The sequence below is a fragment of the Planctomycetia bacterium genome (assembly GCA_016795155.1).
Lineage (GTDB): Bacteria > Planctomycetota > Planctomycetia > Gemmatales > HRBIN36 > JAEUIE01.
The window spans coordinates 1-19,055 of record JAEUIE010000040.1 but is presented as its reverse complement, the minus strand read 5'-3'; the positions used below and the strand labels follow the sequence as shown (position 1 = coordinate 19,055).

The window sequence follows — 19,055 nt, the reverse complement described above, 5'->3', positions numbered from 1 at the left end:
ATTCCGGACTTATTTTGCCACTTTTCTCCGCGCGGCCCCGCCCCGGGCTTAAAGAGCCCGGGGCTAAATAGAGTGTTTTTTCAGGGTTTTTCCCGTGTTTCCAGCGACTCTGGCTGATCGCCGTTTTGCTTCGAGTGGGACGAAATCAGCGTTTTTCCCACTCAAATCAGGGGAGATACTGCGCGCACTGGAGGGAGTTTACAGTTGCCATGCACCGATTACTTGACAATACCCTGCTTGATCAATTCCTGGGCAATCTGTACTGCATTGGTGGCTGCACCTTTGCGGAGATTGTCAGAAACCACCCACAGGTGCAGGCCATGCTGAACGGTAGGATCTCTTCGCACCCGTCCGACGAAGACTTCGTCATGGTCTTCAGCCATCAAGGGAGTAGGCACTTTGCCTGGGGCATAGCCATCCATGAGGATGACACCGGGTGCCTTGGCAAGAGCAGACTTGGCCTGTTCAACCGTGATGGGTTGATGAAACTCGAGATTGATGGATTCACTGTGACCCGTGCGAACGGGCACACGAACCGTAGTCGGGGCGACGAGAATGGATTCATCACCCATAATCTTTTTGGTTTCGTTAATCATCTTCGTTTCTTCTTCGCTGTAATCGTTGTCCCCCAGTTTCCAGTCGTGGGCGATAACGTTGCCAGCCAGTCGTTCCATGTGAGCAGTCGGGGCAGGTACGGGTTTGCCCTGGCCAAGTGCTGCAACCTGGGCATCGAGATCAAACAAGCCGGTGGCGCCTTTACCAGAAGAGGCTTGATAGGTCGAAACCACAACACGCTTGATCTTGGCGATGTTATGCAGGGGTTGCAATGCAACGACCATCTGAATGGTCGAACAATTGGGGTTGGCGATAATCTTTTTGGGTATCTTTTTCAACGCATGTGCATTGACTTCGGGAACCACCAGCGGGACTTCCGGATCCATGCGCCAGGCAGAGGAGTTATCAATGACATAAGCACCAGCTTTGGCAGCAACCGGACTCCACTCGCGACTGATGGAGGCGGGGGTGCTGGAGAGCACGATATCAACGCCTTGGAATGCTTCCGGCGACAAGGTTTCAACGGCGTACGTTTTACCCGCAAAATCGATCTTCTGACCGGCACTGCGAGGTGAAGCCAGGAATTTGATAGACTGGTAAGGTAATTGACGTTCCAGTACCACACGACGAATCAAGGCGCCTACTGCTCCGGTAGCGCCCACAATAGCAAGATGAGGCATGTTGTTCTCAATTCAGCCGGGAGAGGCAATAATTAATGTAGTAGACAATGGATAGGCTGACAGGTTCGCCCGCACGGTTCCGGCTTCTCTCCCCGCTGGAATCAGGTACGATATCTTAAGCGGCTACGGATAACACTTGATGCATCGAACCATTCATCTCACTTTTTGTTCACTTTTGGTCCTGGTGGCGTGTTGTTTTTCCCAAACGACATCTGCCTTGCAGCCCAGTCAAAACCAGGGCATACAACGTATTCGGCAGGTTTCTCCACGATCTGCGGAAGAATATGCAGCTATCATAGCCAAGGAAGTACAGCTTATATCGAAGAATTATCACTTCAGCGAAATACCTGAATATGCCTTGGCTGGCCGTGCCCTTTTAGGTCTCTATCGGGCCGGGAGTTTGATTCCGCCTGAAGAACTGACTCGCGATGCAGATCATTTCCTGGAACATCGGCCGGGTGCATCCCTGCAGGAAAAGTTGAAACTGGCTCGCCTGGCGGCAGGCGATGTCCCACTGATCCAGGGCCAGCAGGGTATACATGCCAGTATGCAGGCGATCTTCCAATCGCTCGATGTATTCAGCAACTATTCGAAAGAAGATGTTTCCATCAGACAGATTTATGAACATGGTGCAGGCATCGGACTCTTTCTCGAAGACAAGCCACTGGGGGGAAGTTACTTCGTCCGTAATGTCACGATTCACAGCCAGGCTCATAAGCAGGGCATCAGGCCAGGCGATGAACTGCTGGAACTCGATGGGACAGTTATTTCGCCACAGACCTCAACTTCCATGCTCAATGCTCAGATTACCCTGGGTGCTCGAAGACGGCAGGGAATTTCCATCAAACTCAAACCGATCCAGGATGAGATCAAGCAGGTGAAGATTACTGCCACGCAGCCTGCTCAATTTGAAAACAGTGATTTCATTGCACTGGCACCTGGGTTTGATCGTGAGACACTGATCCAGGGCTATCGCCCGCTGGAAGACAACGAATGGGATTACTGGGTAGACAGGCAGCGACGCATTGCCCTCATCAGGCTGGGCACCATACTCGATATGCCAAATGCTCTGCAGGATATCATCGTGCAGTTGAAGGAAGATGGCCTCAAGGGACTTATTCTCGATCTGCGTGATTGTCCCAGCGGTGTGCCTGAATACTCAGCAGACCTGGCTGGGCTATTTCTGGAACGTAACGCCTTGATCACATCCATGCATTATCGCAACCCAAGCAACGACGATCTCAATCGCAGCAGCAAAAAAGAATATCGTTCACGGAATGAAGACAACCGTCTGCAGGATATGCCATTGGCGGTTCTGGTTGGTCCCGATACTTCCGGTGCAGCAGAAATGATTGCTGCTGCTCTGCAGGATCATGAACGGGCCACCATTGTCGGCCAGCGATCACGAGGAAAGTCTACCATTCAGCAGAACAATCGTGAGCAAAGAAACCCTTACAACATTTATTATTCGTATCGCTTAACCGTAGGCGTGTTCATGCGGCCGAGCGGAAAAAACCTGCACCGTATGCCTGGCGCCAGCGCCAATGACGACTGGGGAGTTCGTCCCGATGTGGAGGTAGTGTTGCCTGCAAAAATGAATCGCCAGGTTCGTGCCTGGTGGTTCGAGCAGGATACCAGGCCAGTTGATTCACTACAGCCAACCAGGCTGGATGACCTGCGGAATGATCCTGTACTACATGCTGCCATCCAGGTACTCAGCAGTAAGTAGATCTATTTCTTCTCCTCTGCAGGTAGTCCTGTTGAAATCAGAAAGTGCTGACTGCGGATGAAGAGTGACCCATTGGAAATAGCAGGCGTTGCCATGATGTAGTCGTCAACAGGGTTGATGGCCAGCAGTGCAAATTCAGTCCCTGCTTTGACCACGTAGACTTCACCCTGTTCCGAGGCGAAATAGAGGCGGCCATCTGCTGCTACCGGTGAAGCGGTGTAACTGCCACCACCCAGACGTTTCTTGTAGATTTCCGCACCGGTGCTGGCATCGTAGCAGGCTACTACACCCGAATTGGAACACGTGTAAAGGTATGATCCATAGAAAACAGGTGTCGGCATGTATGGCCCGCCGCGCATTTTGCTCCAGGTAACGTGAGAATTCTTTTCTTCTTTCTCTTTCAGTGAAATGTCACCAGTAGCGCCGGGTTTAATCGCGAAGATTGGCTGAATGGGCCGATTGCCACTGCTGATGAATACGACATCTTTGCCACAGACTGGTGCAGGAATGGTAGCTTCGGATTTCTTGGCTAACCGCCAGAGCTCCACACCGGTTTTGGGATCGTAACTGCGTGCGTATTGTGATGCGTTAGTAACAATTTCCGTTCGCAAGGAATTACGCCAGATAACCGGTGAACTCCACGATGGGATTTCATCGCGAGGAGTTGACCAGACCTGTGAACCATCTTCCAGATTGAACGCGGAAATAAAGGAATCCTTGCTCAAGTCGCATTGCAGAATAGCCAAACCTTCGTGGATGAGTGGAGAGTTGGCGAATCCCCATTCATATTCCTGTTCGATGGCAAAGCTGGAATCGAGCGTGCTGAGATCACGTTTCCAACGCAGCTTGCCAGCCAGATCGTAACAATACAAACCTTCAGAACCGAAACAGGCGAGAATATACTGTCCATCGGTAGCGATGGTGCAATTAGCCTGGCTGCCTTTCAGATGCCGTTTGATCTTGGGCTTTCCTTCGTAGGCTTTTTGATTCCAGAGTATCTGTCCACTGTCACGATCAACACAAATCACGTGCCAGGTATGCTTGGAGGTATCATTGACCGAAGCGACGTCACCGTAATTGCCTACACGAATCTTCTGATCGGGTTCACTGCTGATGGCAGTGGTGAGGAAGACTTTATTTCCCCAGATGACCGGGCAGGAATGTCCCAGTCCGGGAATGGGAGTCTTCCAGCGAATGTTCTTCCCCTCTTTTACATTCCACGTGACAGGCGGATTCTGCCCGTCAGCGATACCAGTTCCATCAGGTCCACGGAACGAAGGCCAGTTCATCGGCGTGGTTACACCTTTACTGACCATGCCTGCCAGTGCGTCGGATTTAATTTCTGATTTGGTAAACCGGTAGAAACTATACTCAGCAGTAAATCGAGTCATGATAATTCGTGCGACCTCGTCGCCTTTCCATTCCACTTTGATTTGTGCGCCGACAGCTCCGAGGGGTACGAAAGTATCTTTACTGACAGGCTTGAGCCAGCGGCCACCTGTCAAAAGACCAACATCGCCCATGGTGATAGATAACTTTGCGCCCCCATCGCTTTCATAGTTGCCGGGAATTTTGGCCCAGGCTTTTTTGTCTTCTTCAGATGCTGCAGGAAGAGCCTTGGCTGTGGTCTGTTTCAGCAGTTCCAACATTTTCTCGTTCTTGCTCGTGGTTGCAGCGTAGAGACTGGCATCGAGCGCATCCTGACTGACCTTGCTGTTATCGAGGATCATCTTGGCTATAGCAGCATTGCCCATGCTGGCTGCAGTGAAGAAGGCTGTATCAACGTCTTTGGCACCCTTTTTGACCAGCAGCGTGGCAATATCCAGTTTCATCCGGCTGACTGCCATCACTACAGGTGTCTGATACCAGATGGCATCACGTACATCGACATCGGCTCCATGTTTGACCAGCAGTTCCACCACATCAAATTTGCCTTTACTGACTGCAATCCACAGTGCCGAGATGCCCAGTTCATTGCGTGCGTTGACATCAGCGCCCTGCTTGATGATATCCTCCACCTTTTTTACATCACTGGCTCGTACCGCGGCCCATAACGCATCGCGTTTATCGTCCCGGTTCGCTGCTGTAACGCAGACTCCAATCAGCATGAGCAAAGCCGAAGCAGTGATGAAACGTATGAAGTAAATCATCTCATAACCTTTCACAGCAACCACACAATGAATGTTCTTCATGTCATTCAGCATTATCCATCATGCATTTGAGAAGGAAACCGAAAAACGAAAGAATCAGATGAGCGGATATTCATGAAAGCTGGTGGCAAGAGTCAACAAAATGCTCAGTTTTCAGTTCCTGTCTGATAATCGCATCGGATAAGATCGTACTGATTCAACATCATTCGCAACATGGAACAGTCTATGTCTTCAGAGACTTCGCCCATCGTCACATCAGCAGCAACCGAAGAAACGATCAGATTTATTGAACAGGTAAGAAAGCGCATTGCCACAGTCGTCGTGGGGCAGGATGTCGTCGTTGAGCGATTGCTGATTGCACTGTTCACAGGTGGGCATTTGCTATTACAGGGAGTACCTGGCCTGGCCAAGACGTTGCTGGTATCAGTACTGGCCAAGAGTATTGATCTGGATTTCGCTCGCATTCAGTTCACCATTGATTTGTTGCCTTCCGATATACTGGGTTCGGAAATTCTGGATCAGCGTGCGAATGAATTCCGCATCAACCGCGGTCCCATCTTTACCAATCTGCTGCTCGCGGATGAAATCAACCGCGCAGCACCGAAGGTGCAATCAGCATTGCTGGAAGCGATGCAGGAACGAAAGGTGACGATCAGCAAGACGACATTCAAACTGCCCGCTCCGTTTCTGGTGATTGCAACGCAGAATCCGGTGGAGCAGGCAGGGACGTTTGAGTTGCCTGAAGCACAATTGGATAGATTCATGCTCTGTCATCGATTGACCTATCCGACAGTGGATGAAGAGCGTGAAGTGTTGCGAAGAAACATGAATCTGGGCGTTCGACGTGAAGACAAGGGAGCAGTAGCCCGCACGGAATTTGATGTGCTGGAACATGAACCGGTGGGGAATGTTGATGACGTGGTAAGAGCCATGGAAGCTGTGGGAACTGTTCATGTGTCAGATGTGTTTCTGGAACATGTGGTGGAACTGGTGAAGCGAACGCGCCATCATCCTGATCTTGATCTGGGAGCCAGCCCGCGTGCAGGCATTGCATTGCTGAAAGCTGCCCGTGCCCGGGCATTGATCCGAGGCCGGGCATATGTGGTTCCCGATGATCTCTTCGCCTTGGCGGATGATGTTATTCTCCACCGCATTCGTCTGAATTATGCGGCACTGGCTGATGGCAAGACGGGGGTGAAAGTACTGCAGGATTTGCTGCATGAAACTACTCGTTAACGTCTGATACATTTCATCAGGGAAGCACACGACGCATGCAGGGTGTTCTTGATACTGCTGATCATCTGAATCCCCGTCAGTATTACCTGGCGGTGAAGAAGCTGGCTGATACGCTCAGTTACGGCACCGATCGTTCACCATTTCTCGGCAGCGGAATTGAATATGTTCAAAGCCGACCATATATGCCGGGCGATCCTATTCGCTCCATCGACTGGAAAGTAACTGCCCGAACAGGCAGGTATTATGTCAAAGAGTTTGAAGCACCGAAAAGGCTGTCGTGCTACCTGTTGATAGATACATCCGCTTCGATGATGGTAGGTTCATGGAAACGGACCAAGTATGCGGTGGCAGTACATCTGGCAGGTGCGTTGGCACTGGCATGTCTGGAACGAGTCAGCCCGGTTGGCGTTCTGGGGCTAGGCAGCAGAGACGTGCTGATTAAGCCGAGTCTGTCGCGGCAGACGGTATTGCAGTGGATGCACATGCTCCGCACCTTCCACTACGATGAGCCAACATTACTGAATCGGCGAATTGGCGACCTGGCGCCCACACTGACGAGCCGGGCTTTGATTTTTGTTCTCAGCGATCTACATGATCCGGAAGGCTTGGCGGCACTGCGTTTGCTCGCTCAGCAGCATGATGTTGCCGTGATACAACTGCGTGATCCGGCTGAACGAGGCATTGCTGGCGCAGGCTTTCTCCGTTCACGCGAAGCGGAAACAGGCAAAGATTTCGTAACACAAAGTAGCAAAAACTGGTCTCAGGAGCAGACCGTCGGCCAGACTTTGAGACGCAGTGGAGTGGATCGGTTGCTGGTGGACATTGACAAGCCTTTCGAAGCGCCCTTGCGCCATTTTCTCCAGTCACGCAACCTGCTGGGGAGGGCCAGATAATGTTTGGTTTGTTGTTGAGTTTATGTTGTGCCTGGCAGGGTAACGAACCCGTTCGCGAACATGCCGTGGGAATGATGGGTAGCATCAATCAGGTACTCCTGCCTGGAACAGAATTGGAAGCCAAACCGTATAACGACCGCAAAATTCCTGTCCTGGTGCGTGTGCGATCTGCCCGGCCAAGTGGCACCGATTACTTGTATGACATCGAATTTCAGGGATACGATCCGGGAACCTATGATCTGCGTGATTATTTGCGTCGCAAGGATGGCAGTTCGCTCGACGGCCTGCCTGCACTCAAGATCAAGATTGTTCCCATACGTCCACCGGGGCAGGTTGAGCCTAATGCACTTCAACTCGATCAGTCATTCTGGCTCGGTGGATATCGCTGGTGGCTGATCATTGGCGGAGCGTTGTGGTTTGCCGGGCTGGCAGCGATTATTTATTACGGATTCTGGCCGCGAAGGAGAACCGCAGCAGGTATATTGAATCAGCCAGTAACGCTGGCAGACCGACTGCGACCACTGGTGGAACGTGCTCTCTCCGGGCAGGCACAGCCTACGGAACTGGCTTCACTGGAACGTTGCCTGCATTCGTGGTGGCGACAGAAACTCGGTATGAATGACCAGGCAGTTCAAATGACTGCAGTGAAACTGCGAGAGCATGACCAGGCTGGGCCATTGCTGCAGCAACTGGAACTCTGGCTGCATCGACCGGGAACGCAAAAACAAGTCGATGTTTCGCAACTGCTGGAACCCTATCGAAATGTGGAAGCACATGCTCTGGATCGATGGGAGTCCAGAACATGAACCCACTCGATCTGTTTCTTTATCCCTGGGTGTTGTTGCTGCTGATTTTTCCGGCTTTACTTCTCGTATGGACCTGGGGAGGCTGGAGGAAAACGCTGCATCAACCAGTTGTGATGCCGTTTGATTATGGAAGAAAAGGCACAGGCCGCTGGTGGTGGCTGGTGCTGTCGATGGCAGAATCGTTGCCAGTATTGATTATGACAATAGGGATTCTCATCCTGGCTGGCCCCAAGAAATTTGGCGCACCGGAAACTAAACGGGCATTGACCAATATTGAATTCTGCATCGACATTTCAGGAAGCATGACATCGCCATTTGGTGATGGCACCCGGTATGACGCTGCCATGGCCGAGACTCTGCGGTTTCTCGATTTCCGCAAAGGCGATGCATTTGGACTGACGTTCTTTGGCAACAATTTCATCCACTGGTGCCCGCTGACTACCGATCCATCAGCGATTCGATGCAGCTTGCCTTTCATGCGGCCTGAGGTTGCGCCGCCCTGGTTTGGCGGAACGATGATTGGCAAGGCTCTGCAGGGTTGTAAGAAGCAACTGCTCAACCGCGAAGAAGGCGACCGGATGATTTTGCTGATTTCCGATGGCGAAAGTTTTGACTTGCATAACAACGATGCTGAACTGGCGCAGGAACTGAGTAAGAATGGGATAACTGTTTTCGCCATCATTATTGGTGAATCGCAGATTCAGGATGAGATCATCACCATTTGTCGAGGCACTGGTGGTGATGCTTTTCTTGCCAATGATTCAGCCAGCCTGAATGTGATCTTCCAGAAAATAGACCAGATGAAGCAGTCGAAAATGGAAAAGACGATTGCCGAGCCGATGGATTATTTCACTCCCTATGCCTGGACTGGGCTGATACTGGCCTTGATGACTACGCTGGCATCATGGGGATTACGATACACACCTTGGTAACTTATGCTGTCAGAGATTGGATTACTCCCTGAATTATTAGCCATGGCAGTGGTCCTGGTGGTGCTTGCTGCAGAGGTATTGCATGCACTACGCATTACGCAGATAGCTCGACTGGCATTCGGGCCGGGACAGCGGCCAGCAAGCTGGGTGTATGCCATACCACTCTTACGTTCCCTGGCTTTGGGTGGCTTCACCTGGGGTGTGCTGACGCTCTTATCACTGACTCCGAAAACACACCGGGCAGGTGAAGTGAAGCCTGAAGAAATTCGCAGGTTGCTTCTGGTATTAGATGTCTCGCCGAGCATGAAACTGCAGGATGCCGGCCCGCTGGGGAAACAGCGACGCGATCAGCGAGCAGCTGATCTGCTGCAATCATTTTTTGAACGAGTGCAGCGTGACCGTTATCGCACGACCATAGTTGCAACATTTACTGGTGCCAAACCAGTGGTGCAGGACACTACTGATCTGGAAGTGGTGCGTAATGTGCTGAATGATTTGCCTTTGGCCCAGGCGTTTGAGCCGGGGCCAACTAATCTGTTTGCTGGGTTGGCGGAAGCAGCCAAGCTGGCAGCACCCTGGCCACCGGAGAGTACGGTTCTGCTCTTTGTGAGTGATGGGGATACCATTCCGCCCTTGGGTATGCCCCGTTTGCCTGCATCTATTAAGCAAGTTGTCGTAATTGGCGTAGGTGATCAGACTGTTGGCAAAAGTATTGAAGGGCACCAATCTCGCCAGGATGCATCGGCACTCAGGCAATTGGCAGCCCGGCTCAATGGAACATACCACAATGGAAATGAGAAACACTTGCCAACCGAAATGGTGACGGCGATGGATGATAGAGCCATACCAAGCTGGTGGGATAAGCTGACCCGGCGTGAATATGCACTGCTGGCTATCGGCTTTTCATCGGTTTTGCTAGGTTTTCTGCCATTTGCCTTGCAGCAATGGGGATCCAGTTGGAAGCCGGGCATTCGTTACGCCAAGGCAACTGAATCGTTGGAAATGTCAAGAACATGAAAATGCTTCAATCTCGATAGCGTATTGAAACGACTTGAAGTATGATGAGACTCAATATTTCACATGAGATGAGAAAGGCAGCCTATGCGACTTCTACTTCTCACAGCCTGGCTGCTTGTGCCATTAGGTTTTTATGTCTGGCACATGGGGCCGGGACAGCATTATCAGGCTGTCGATCAGTCAGGCCGACTGATTCGACAAGCGCAACAACTCGCTTCAGATGGTGATCATGCTGGTGCTGCGGAAGCCTATGGTGATGCACTGCAGCACCTGCCGATTGAGAACAAAACGGATGCACAGAAGTTAAGGCTTGAACGGGCCAAGTCGCAAATGCTGGCAAAACAGTTACCAGAAGCGCATGGCGATTTGAAACAGTTGATTGAAGAGATGCAGGCTGATCCGAAGGCAGACGCCAAGTTGCTGGCAGAGGCTCGATCAACTGCAGCCAATGCCCAGTATTATCTCACCTGGCTGATGCGTCTGGAAGGACTCGGCAGGGAAGAATGGGAGCCGGAAATAGACTCAGCCCGAGCAACCTACAAATTGCTGGCAGAGCAGGCATTGGAACGAGGAGACAAGACTGCTGCCAGGAAGCATCGGGAAGACTTGGAATCAGCGGTGCGTCTGGCCCGCATGGATTTGGGAGAATTGCAGGGATTGCCCCTGCCCAGCCAGTGAGAAGGCTGCAACAGCGGTAAATCGCAATCCCGCGGTCGCGGGAAAAAACCAGGACAGCAGCCGGGAGCCAAGCAGGATGTACGCTCTGCGGGCGCTGGCTCGGATATTCAGACCGGTGGCCATTAATTGCCACTGTGCAGTACATTGAATTAAGCTTCAACCAGAGTAGCATCATGCGTTATCTCGCAGTGGCGTCGGTGATCTGTCTTTTTCTTCATGATCAGGCTGCGCAGGCTCAAGTAGCTGCAGTTCCTGCCACCCCGGCCGTGCCATTGAAAACTGTGCAGACTGCACCGGCGCGTGTGGTATCAGGAGGAGCTGTAGTTCAAACTGCACCCGGCATTGTCATGCAACCGGGAGCACAGGGGGCGCCAGGACAGGCTGCGCAACAGAATTTTGTGCCTCAGATCAAGACGGTCGAAGAAATACCGCAACTCTTTCTGCCTGCTGGTCAGGTCTTTATCCAGGCCGTTGAACAGAGTCAGCGCATGCAACGACTGAAACAATTGCAGTTCAGTCGCAAGCCCACTGCAATCCTGAAAGCCTGGAACCCGGCTATGGGGGATATCAAACCCAACATCTACATCGATCCACAGATCATGATGATGCGTGGCGGCATGCCCATGATGCATGAACCCGACATGGAATCCAATAAGGCAGTCAAAACTCCAGAACAGAAACGTCTGGATGAGCAGATGGAGCGGTTCCAGAGTAATGTGACCTTAGGCAACTGGTCAGAGGTACGTCGTTTCATGCAGTCGTTGACTGGCCCCGAAACCAGGGCTGCCTACCGGCAAATGCTCCGCTCCCTGGCTTCCACCCAGATGAGCCAGGCAGAAATGCAGGCTCAGAACACCGGAAGACCAGTGTTGCCTCAGACCATGGAGAAAAACGTCTTCTACACCGAAGACCTCATCCAACTTGTTTCTCTTGTTCCGGAAAAACTCGACAAAGAGCATCTCAGAAATCTGACCAGCATTCTGAAACAGTCGCTCGCCAGCGGCAACGCGCCCGAAACTGTTGTGGAGAAGCTCAAGCAGGAAACCAGCAAACCGAAAGAGAAGCGGCTGATTTCCGAACGTGAAGTCAGCAAGCTGCTCGTCGAATCTGACTTGAGCGTCTATTTGAAAGACTTTCTGCCCAGCCCTGATGAAGCATTTCAGAGTAAAGATCTGGAAGCGCTCAACCTGCTGGCAAGGTATTACATTGCCAAGCATGCTCAGGAACCTAAATCCAAACATCTGGAAGATGCCTGGAAAGTCACCCTGCAGATCATGAGCTTGAAGGAGGGGGACAAGGAAGAGAAACTGGAAGCTCTGAAACGTGCTGTCGAATATGCTCCTCGAATTAAGGAGGAACTGGGACAGAGATGGCTCGAAGAGAGTTTCACCACCAATACCGAACGAGGCAAAGAGATCCTTTCAACACTGGGAACCTACATTGCCCAGGGAATGTTGCGTCATCCACAAGATTCCACGTTGCGACTCAAGGAACTGCAATTGCAGAAGAGCGCGATTGCAGCATTGCTCAAATCCTCGCCAACCCAGGCTCGTGAATGGGCTCAAACCCTGACCCTGCTGGCTTCCAACTGGATGCGTGAAGCTGAGTTCAGCAAACAGTATGATTTTTCATCAAACTATGGCCCACGAGCCAGGCGAGATGTCTTCGGCAATTTCTACTACGTCAACGTCGATGACGATGGCAACCAGCAGATGATGTGGAACATGAGGCAGCAGGGCATCCCCCAGGCCATTGCCACCGGGGAACTGCTCCGAACATCGCCCGATGACCAGTGGCTGACCTATGTTGATGCAGGCTTGCGTCCCAAACTATCAGGGACACTCGCGCAACTGCATCTGAAGGTAGGCGAAGAGAACAAGGCTTTCCCTCATATCCAGTCGTTGGCCAAGTCCAATCCGAACCAGGCGAAAGAACTGGTAAAGGAATTCCTGAAAGTCTGGACTCGGAATCATGATCCTAACAGCGAACGCAATCAGTACCGCAGCATGTATTTCTTCTATGGTTATGAAGAACGTGCTGAAGGCATACCATTGACACGTTCCAAGCAGGAACGCAATGTTAAAGAACTGTCGGAAGTTATCTCTAAAATGCGTGAGATGAACCTCGGTGACGTCGATGAGGAACAGTTGTCCAAAGCGTTCACTACCTGCCACAGTGCTGCCGAGGTCTACAAGACAGAAGCGATTGAAAAGGTATTTGGTCCGCTGGGTAAGCTGAAGCCTCGTACTTTCGCCAGCCTGGCCCAGACGATGCGAGGCAACCTGACAGGCCTATGGAAGAATCCTGGCGTGCAGGAAAAGAACAAGACAAACCGCAAACAGAAGGATATTCAGGAAGAAGTCTTGCGCGGATATGAAGTTGCCAAACAGGTGATTGAAGATGGCCTGAAGCAACATCCCAATCACTGGGCGTTGCTCACGGCCAAGGCAGCGGTGCTGCATGATGAAGTCAATTATCGTTCGGAATTGGGCAAATCTTCCGAATTCAGCGCACAGCGGAGCCAGGCATTGAAGGTCTTCGCCCAGGCAGCTGAGCAATACGATGCGGTGCTGCGTACACGCAGCTTGCCTGAAGATGAAGAGACAACCATGGTCTATGATCAATGGTTTTACGCCTCGCTGGGTGCTGTCGATCTGGCCATGATCAATGAAGAACGGCAACCTGATTTCAAACAGATGCCAATCATCAAGGCGGCTATTCAGAAGTTGCCTGCTGACCTGGCAGAACGGCACATGAACAAATTCGCCAACAATCTTTTTTCACGCATGAGTTCAGCCAAAGCCCAGGTGAAGTTCCGCTATCTTCAAGGCGGCTTTGGCATCATTGATCCTGATCACAAGCAGGCGTATGAAGCCCGAAAACTCTTCGATTACTACAAGGATCTCATTACTGAAGTAAAACTGACGACCGAAGTGGATGGCGGCGATACCACCGTTGGACACGGTGAACCCTTTGGCGTATTCGTTCACCTGCTGCATACTCGCGATATTGAACGGGAATCGGGTGGCTTCAGCAGATATCTGCAGAATCAGAACAGCCTGCGATGGTCGTACAACTATGGCAGACCAACTGCAGACTACCGTGACCGGTTTGAGACTGCAGTGAAAGAAACACTGAAAGAGCAGTTCGATATCATATCTGTGACATTTGAATCAGAGAAAGTGCACTCGCGCTCGGCCAGGGAATTCGGCTGGCGTGTAACACCTTATGCCTACTTGCTACTCAAAGCCAAGGGACCACAGGTGGATAAGTTGCCTGGTCTGCGCATCGATCTTGATTTTCTGGATACTTCCGGCTTCGTGGTGTTACCCGTTGAATCACCGGTACTACCGATCGATTGCAAGCCCAAGATGGCAAAAGCCCGACCAGTTCGCAAGCTCACGATTACTCAGACTCTGGATGAACGGCAAGCCAGTAAAGGGAAACTCATACTGGAAGTGAAGGCAACCGGGCTGGGACTAGTACCGCCGATCCCACAGTTGCTTGATATCAGGCCAGCTGGTTTTGAAATTGCCAAGCTGGATGATCAGGGTGTAGCCATCGCCAAGTTCAGTGAAGATCAAGGGCCTATTGCCATACAGTCAGATCGAACAGCATTGGTGACACTGGTTGCCCATGAAGGGCAGGCAGCGCCGAAAACCTTCCAGTTTGGCAAGCCTCTGGTGGAAAATGCAGAAGTCATCTACCAGCGCTATAACGATGCGGATCTGGTCAGCGTAACCCAATCCATCGAGTTGGATCAGAAGTATGGCAACAAGAGCATGGCAGGCACCATCTGGCTGATTGGTTCACTACTGGCAACGCTTCTAACATTGGGGGTGATCATTTACCTGATACGGCGCAAGCGTCCGGTAACTGTCGATGATAACCTGCTGCCTGAGCATATGACTGCATTTACGGTGCATCAGTATCTGGATAGGCTCCGCAGCGCGAAGCACCTGCCACCTGCCCTGAAGGAACAACTCGAAACGGAAATTGCCTCCATTGAGCGTGATTACTTCTCTGCTGAGCGCAATGGTCATGCACCCGCTGACCTGAGGCAATTAGCGCTGAAATGGATGAACAAGGCCAAGCAGAGAATTTGAGTGTTAGTTCAGCAGATACCCGCCATCGACATTAATGCAGACCCCGGTGGCGTAACTGCTGGCTGGCGAGACTAGATAGAGAACCGTGCCTGCCATCTCATCGGGGTGGGCTACCCGCTTCATGGGGACATGTTCGAGCATCTTCGGGAGGATGGTTTCATTCTTGATAAGTGTTGCAGCAAATTTTGTATCGGTCAGGCCGGGCAAGAGGGCATTCACCCGTACACCGCTGGCGGCACATTCTTTTGCGAATGCTTTGGTCATCGAAATGATGGCAGCCTTGGTAATGGAGTAAATCCCCTGCATGGGTCCGGGGATAACGCCATTGACCGATGATAAATTGACGATGCTGCCTGCACCCTGGCGCATCATCATTTTGACAGCCAGTGACGACATGAAGTAGTACCCTCGAATATTGACATCCACGGTTTTCTGATAGGCACCAACATCGGTTTCCCAAATGGGGCCGAAGTGAGGATTGGTGGCAGCATTGTTGACGAGGATATCGAGTCGGCCATGCTGCTGCTCAAGGCTGGAAAAAAGTTTTTCGATCTGATCCATTTCACCGATGTGGCAGGGCAGTGCATCAGCTTTTCCGCCGGTAGAACGGATGGACTGGGCTACGGCTTCGCAGCCTTCTGCCTTCCGGCTGGAGACCAGGACCTGTGCGCCATACTCAGCCAGGCAACGGGCGATGGATTCACCAATGCCTCGGCTGCCTCCGGTAACCAGTGCGATTTTGCCCGTTAGATCAAACATGGTGGTGAATGACATGAGAAGTCCTTGCTTAACGGTAGGTGAGTAGTTCAGGACGCTGGTTTTGTATCAGGTGTGCAACACTGTTGAACTGCTTGAGGCGTAAGGCGCCATTCCGAGAGCTAAACAGACTGATGCTGGCATTGCGAATCGTCCAGTTGATTTCGAGCACTTTATCATCGGGAATACCTATGACATGTTGCATGATGGCAGCAATCGGTCCACCCGAGGTGAAAATCCAGACATCCTGATCTACAGCATTTTCTGCCACGTGCAGCAATCCCTTCACACAGCGAGTCCGAAACGCAGGCCAGCTTTCGGTGTATTCGTGAGCATGTTTGCCTTCAATCCAACGTTTCATGCTTTCTGCAAAAATCTTCTGAAAGGCACGTCGGCTGGCGGGCTGTTCCGCTATGAATCGTTCCAGATACCCCGGTTCGCTGAATTGCGAATGCGTTCGGAGCAACACTTCCTTGTGATCAAACTCATCAAAAGCATGATTCTGTCCTGGTGCAAAGGCTGAATGATGGTCAGGTAACCAGTGATTCAGGCAATGCAGTGCTGTCTGCTGTTGTCGCACCATGCTGCCGTGCACGATTTGCTGGGGTTTCAGACCCGTGGTGGCAAGCCATTGGCCCAGCAGTTGCGATTGCTCAACGCCTAATGGCGACAGTTGATCGTAATCGCGACTGCCGAACGACGCCTGCCCATGACGTACCAGGTACAACTGGCTCATGCTTTCACCGTACCTTGTTCCATCATGGCAAGGCATTGTTTCTGAAGCAGGTTGGTAAAGTGAATGAAGTTTGCGAACTCCGGGTTTTTAGCATGACCCTGACGAAAACGGAAGTATATCTGTTGCGCGATGACAGCCAGCCGGAACAGGCCGAACACCTGATAGAAGTCGAATTGATTTGCGGAATACCCTGTCTTCTGACAGTAATACTCAATTACCTGTTGGCGTGACAGCATGCCGGGCAGATGCGTAGGTTGTCTTCTGACAGATTGCATGTCGGGACCATCACCTGCTTCAATCCAATAAGCCAGGCTGTTACCCAGATCCATCAACGGGTCCCCTAGAGTAGCCATTTCCCAATCGAGCACGCCAATGACCTGAAGTGGATCAGCAGGGTTCAGTACCACATTGTCAAATCGGAAATCATTATGAATGACGCAGGTGGCGGCGTCACGCTCTGGCATGGTTTGTCGCAGCCAGCTTGTGATGGTGCTGAAATCATTCACATCATCTGTATGGGCTTTCTCGAAACGTTCGCACCAGCCATCCACTTGTCGCTTGACGTAACCTTCGCCTTTGCCGAGGTTTTCCAGTCCCGCCGCACGATAATCGATCTGATGCAGTTCGATCAATCGGTCGATGACATTAAGACAGAGTTGGCGAGTATCTGTCGTGTTGAGACTCAAGCTCTTTGGCAGATCATGGCGAAGAATAATGCCGTCAATTCGCTCCATCACGTAATACGGGCAGTCGAGCACTTCACCAGCTTGGCTGGTAGCCAGCACCGCCGGCACGTAGGGGTAAACGGGTTTCAATGCAGTCATCACTCTGGCTTCACGCAGCATGTCGTGTGCTGCCCCCGAACGATGTCCAAAAGGTGGTCGGCGAATAATAACTGATCGTGATGGATAGGTGAATTGATAGGTCAGGTTGGAAGCTCCGCCGCGAAACTGACCAACCGATGGCTCTCCGACCAGACCAGGAACGGACTGCTTGAGAAACGTATCAATTCTGGCAATATCCAACTCTTCACCCTGACGCATCGGACTGGGTTGATCGGTCCAACTCATGAGGATTGCCTCCCAGCAGGTGATATCCTGTTCTGATATAGCTTCAGTTCAAGCTTGGCGATCAGAGCACGATGGACTTCATCAGGACCGTCAGCCAGGCGAAGGATACGGGCATTGGCGAACATGGCAGTCAGTGGAAAATCATCAGACACTCCAGCTCCACCATGCATCTGAATGGCCTGATCGATGATGCGTTGAGCTAGGAGAGGTGCTACGACTTTAATCTGGGAAATTTCGCTCATGGCACCTTTGACACCGACTGTATCCATTAGCCAGGCAGCTTTGAGAGTCAGAAGTCGAGCCTGCTCGATTCCCATCCGAGCTTCAGCAATAATATCAACATTGCCACCCAGTTGTACCAGTGGTTTTCCAAACGCTGTTCGGGAGAGAGATCGTTCGCACATCAGTTGCAGCGCACGTTCCGCAGAGCCGATCACCCGCATGCAGTGATGAATGCGACCTGGCCCCAGTCTACCCTGGGCAATTTCAAAGCCCCGCCCCAGCCCGGCAATCACGTTACTGAGTGGCACTCTCACATGAGTAAAACTGACTTCACCATGACCAAACGGTGCATGCAGATCGCCAAAGACAGGCAGCAGGCGTTCGATCTTTACACCCGGCGTATCGAGCGGAACAATTACCATGGAATGGCGGGCGTGTTTCTCTGCTTCGGGATAAGTCAATCCCATGAAGATGACAAATCGGCAGTGCGGATGGCCAATGCCAGTGCTCCACCATTTGCGTCCGTTGATGACAACTTCTTTGCCCTCAATGAAGGCAGTTGCCTGCATGTTGGTAGCATCGGAGGAGGCAACATCCGGTTCAGTCATACAGAATGCCGAGCGCATGGTGCCTTGGAGCAATGGTTTGAGCCACTGCTCTTTCTGTTCTGCGGAGCCATACTTCACCAGAACTTCCATGTTGCCGGTGTCTGGGGCATTGCAGTTGAATACTTCCGGAGCAATGAAGGAATGGCCTGTCAACTCGGCCAGTGGAGCGTATTCGCTGTTGGATAATCCAGCCCCAAACTCGCTTTCTGGAAGAAAAAGATTCCATAATCCTGCCTCTCGTGCCTTCTGCTTCAGCGCTTCCATGACGGCAGGCTGTTCCCAGGGCGACTGTTTCAATTGCCGATAGTATTCAGGCTCAGCAGGCGTGATATGTTCCTCAATAAATGACTGCAGCCTGGCCAGGTATTCTGTTGCTTTTGCTGAGTAGGAAAAATCCATCGTGGTTTCTCAATCATGAAGTTCAGGCCTTGAAGCTCATTTCGATTCAAACGATGCTAAGATATGTGGTCAGATTGTCAAAGCGATTCACCATCGTATTTCAATGATATGGAGGCTGCAATCCAATTCAAAAGATAGAGGCAGGCTCATCAGAATGGGGATGGCAGAACGTACTCCAGGAAACTTCTGGTTTCTGCTATTCTGAAGAGCCGCCCGTGGAATATGACCCTGCGACTCGCGCTGTACGAAACGTTCAACAGACTTTACGCAAAAAAGTGTAACATTGGCCTGAAAACCAGTGGTTTCATGCATCATATTAGTTGCAAAATGGCCTTTTAAACTAGAGCGTGTTGACAAATTACCTGAGCAGCATCATTACAGAGCCTAACTGGAAGAACCCCAAGAAGTTCTGTCCAGTTTTTTCGTACTTGGTGGCGATACGGCGGTATCGTTTGAGCCAGTTGAACGTCCGCTCCACGATG

The 19,055-nt window shown here is 51.5% G+C and carries 15 protein-coding genes; 8 read left to right on the top strand and 7 right to left on the bottom strand.

Annotated elements, in window-relative coordinates; translation table 11 throughout:
• Positions 1 to 218: 218 nt before the first annotated feature.
• On the bottom strand, positions 219 to 1,235 hold the full coding sequence (locus JNJ77_14420) for an aspartate-semialdehyde dehydrogenase (GenBank protein ID MBL8823780.1): 1,017 nt from the start codon (positions 1,233 to 1,235) through the stop codon (positions 219 to 221).
• A gap of 139 nt (positions 1,236 to 1,374) precedes the next feature.
• Between JNJ77_14420 and JNJ77_14415 the strand changes: the two genes are divergently transcribed.
• Positions 1,375 to 2,964: a hypothetical protein gene (locus JNJ77_14415; protein ID MBL8823779.1), complete on the top strand. Its 1,590-nt coding sequence runs from the start codon at positions 1,375 to 1,377 to the stop codon at positions 2,962 to 2,964.
• A 2-nt stretch (positions 2,965 to 2,966) separates the two neighbouring features.
• On the opposite strand, the gene JNJ77_14410 is transcribed toward JNJ77_14415, so the two are convergent.
• Positions 2,967 to 5,156 (bottom strand): PQQ-binding-like beta-propeller repeat protein, encoded by a 2,190-nt coding sequence (locus tag JNJ77_14410; protein ID MBL8823778.1) that lies wholly within the window; start codon positions 5,154 to 5,156, stop codon positions 2,967 to 2,969.
• 183 nt (positions 5,157 to 5,339) lie between these two features.
• Here JNJ77_14410 and JNJ77_14405 point away from each other — a divergent pair, with 183 nt between their 5' ends.
• From JNJ77_14405 to JNJ77_14375, 7 genes are all read left to right on the top strand, one after another.
• On the top strand, positions 5,340 to 6,350 hold the full coding sequence (locus JNJ77_14405) for an AAA family ATPase (protein ID MBL8823777.1): 1,011 nt from the start codon (positions 5,340 to 5,342) through the stop codon (positions 6,348 to 6,350).
• A gap of 35 nt (positions 6,351 to 6,385) precedes the next feature.
• Positions 6,386 to 7,243 carry a DUF58 domain-containing protein gene (locus JNJ77_14400; protein MBL8823776.1) on the top strand — a complete coding sequence of 286 codons (858 nt, stop codon included), beginning with the start codon at positions 6,386 to 6,388 and terminating at the stop codon, positions 7,241 to 7,243.
• A complete protein-coding gene (locus tag JNJ77_14395; GenBank protein MBL8823775.1) occupies positions 7,243 to 8,049 on the top strand; it encodes a hypothetical protein in 807 nt (268 codons plus the stop codon). The genes JNJ77_14400 and JNJ77_14395 overlap by 1 nt, the downstream gene beginning before the upstream one ends.
• A complete protein-coding gene (locus tag JNJ77_14390) occupies positions 8,031 to 8,981 on the top strand; it encodes a VWA domain-containing protein (protein MBL8823774.1) in 951 nt (316 codons plus the stop codon). The genes JNJ77_14395 and JNJ77_14390 overlap by 19 nt, the downstream gene beginning before the upstream one ends.
• Positions 8,982 to 8,984: 3 nt before the next feature.
• Complete coding sequence (locus JNJ77_14385) at positions 8,985 to 9,998, top strand: VWA domain-containing protein (GenBank protein ID MBL8823773.1); 1,014 nt, start codon at positions 8,985 to 8,987, stop codon at positions 9,996 to 9,998.
• Between the two features lie 84 nt (positions 9,999 to 10,082).
• Entirely contained in the window at positions 10,083 to 10,676 is a 594-nt protein-coding gene (locus JNJ77_14380; GenBank protein ID MBL8823772.1) for a hypothetical protein, read from the top strand.
• A gap of 173 nt (positions 10,677 to 10,849) precedes the next feature.
• Positions 10,850 to 14,782, top strand: coding sequence for a hypothetical protein (locus JNJ77_14375; protein MBL8823771.1), 3,933 nt, complete (start codon positions 10,850 to 10,852; stop codon positions 14,780 to 14,782).
• A gap of 3 nt (positions 14,783 to 14,785) precedes the next feature.
• Here JNJ77_14375 and JNJ77_14370 read toward each other — a convergent pair whose 3' ends face one another.
• The 5 genes from JNJ77_14370 to JNJ77_14350 form a co-directional block, all read right to left on the bottom strand.
• Positions 14,786 to 15,556, bottom strand: coding sequence for an SDR family oxidoreductase (locus JNJ77_14370; protein MBL8823770.1), 771 nt, complete (start codon positions 15,554 to 15,556; stop codon positions 14,786 to 14,788).
• Between the two features lie 13 nt (positions 15,557 to 15,569).
• A complete protein-coding gene (locus JNJ77_14365; protein MBL8823769.1) occupies positions 15,570 to 16,274 on the bottom strand; it encodes a histidine phosphatase family protein in 705 nt (234 codons plus the stop codon).
• On the bottom strand, positions 16,271 to 17,344 hold the full coding sequence (locus JNJ77_14360; GenBank protein ID MBL8823768.1) for a phosphotransferase family protein: 1,074 nt from the start codon (positions 17,342 to 17,344) through the stop codon (positions 16,271 to 16,273). The genes JNJ77_14365 and JNJ77_14360 overlap by 4 nt, the downstream gene beginning before the upstream one ends.
• Positions 17,341 to 18,573, bottom strand: a complete 1,233-nt coding sequence (locus JNJ77_14355) for an acyl-CoA dehydrogenase family protein (protein ID MBL8823767.1) — start codon at positions 18,571 to 18,573, stop codon at positions 17,341 to 17,343. The genes JNJ77_14360 and JNJ77_14355 overlap by 4 nt, the downstream gene beginning before the upstream one ends.
• A gap of 358 nt (positions 18,574 to 18,931) precedes the next feature.
• Positions 18,932 to 19,055: transposase (locus tag JNJ77_14350; GenBank protein ID MBL8823766.1), on the bottom strand; the 124-nt coding region annotated here is incomplete at its 5' end.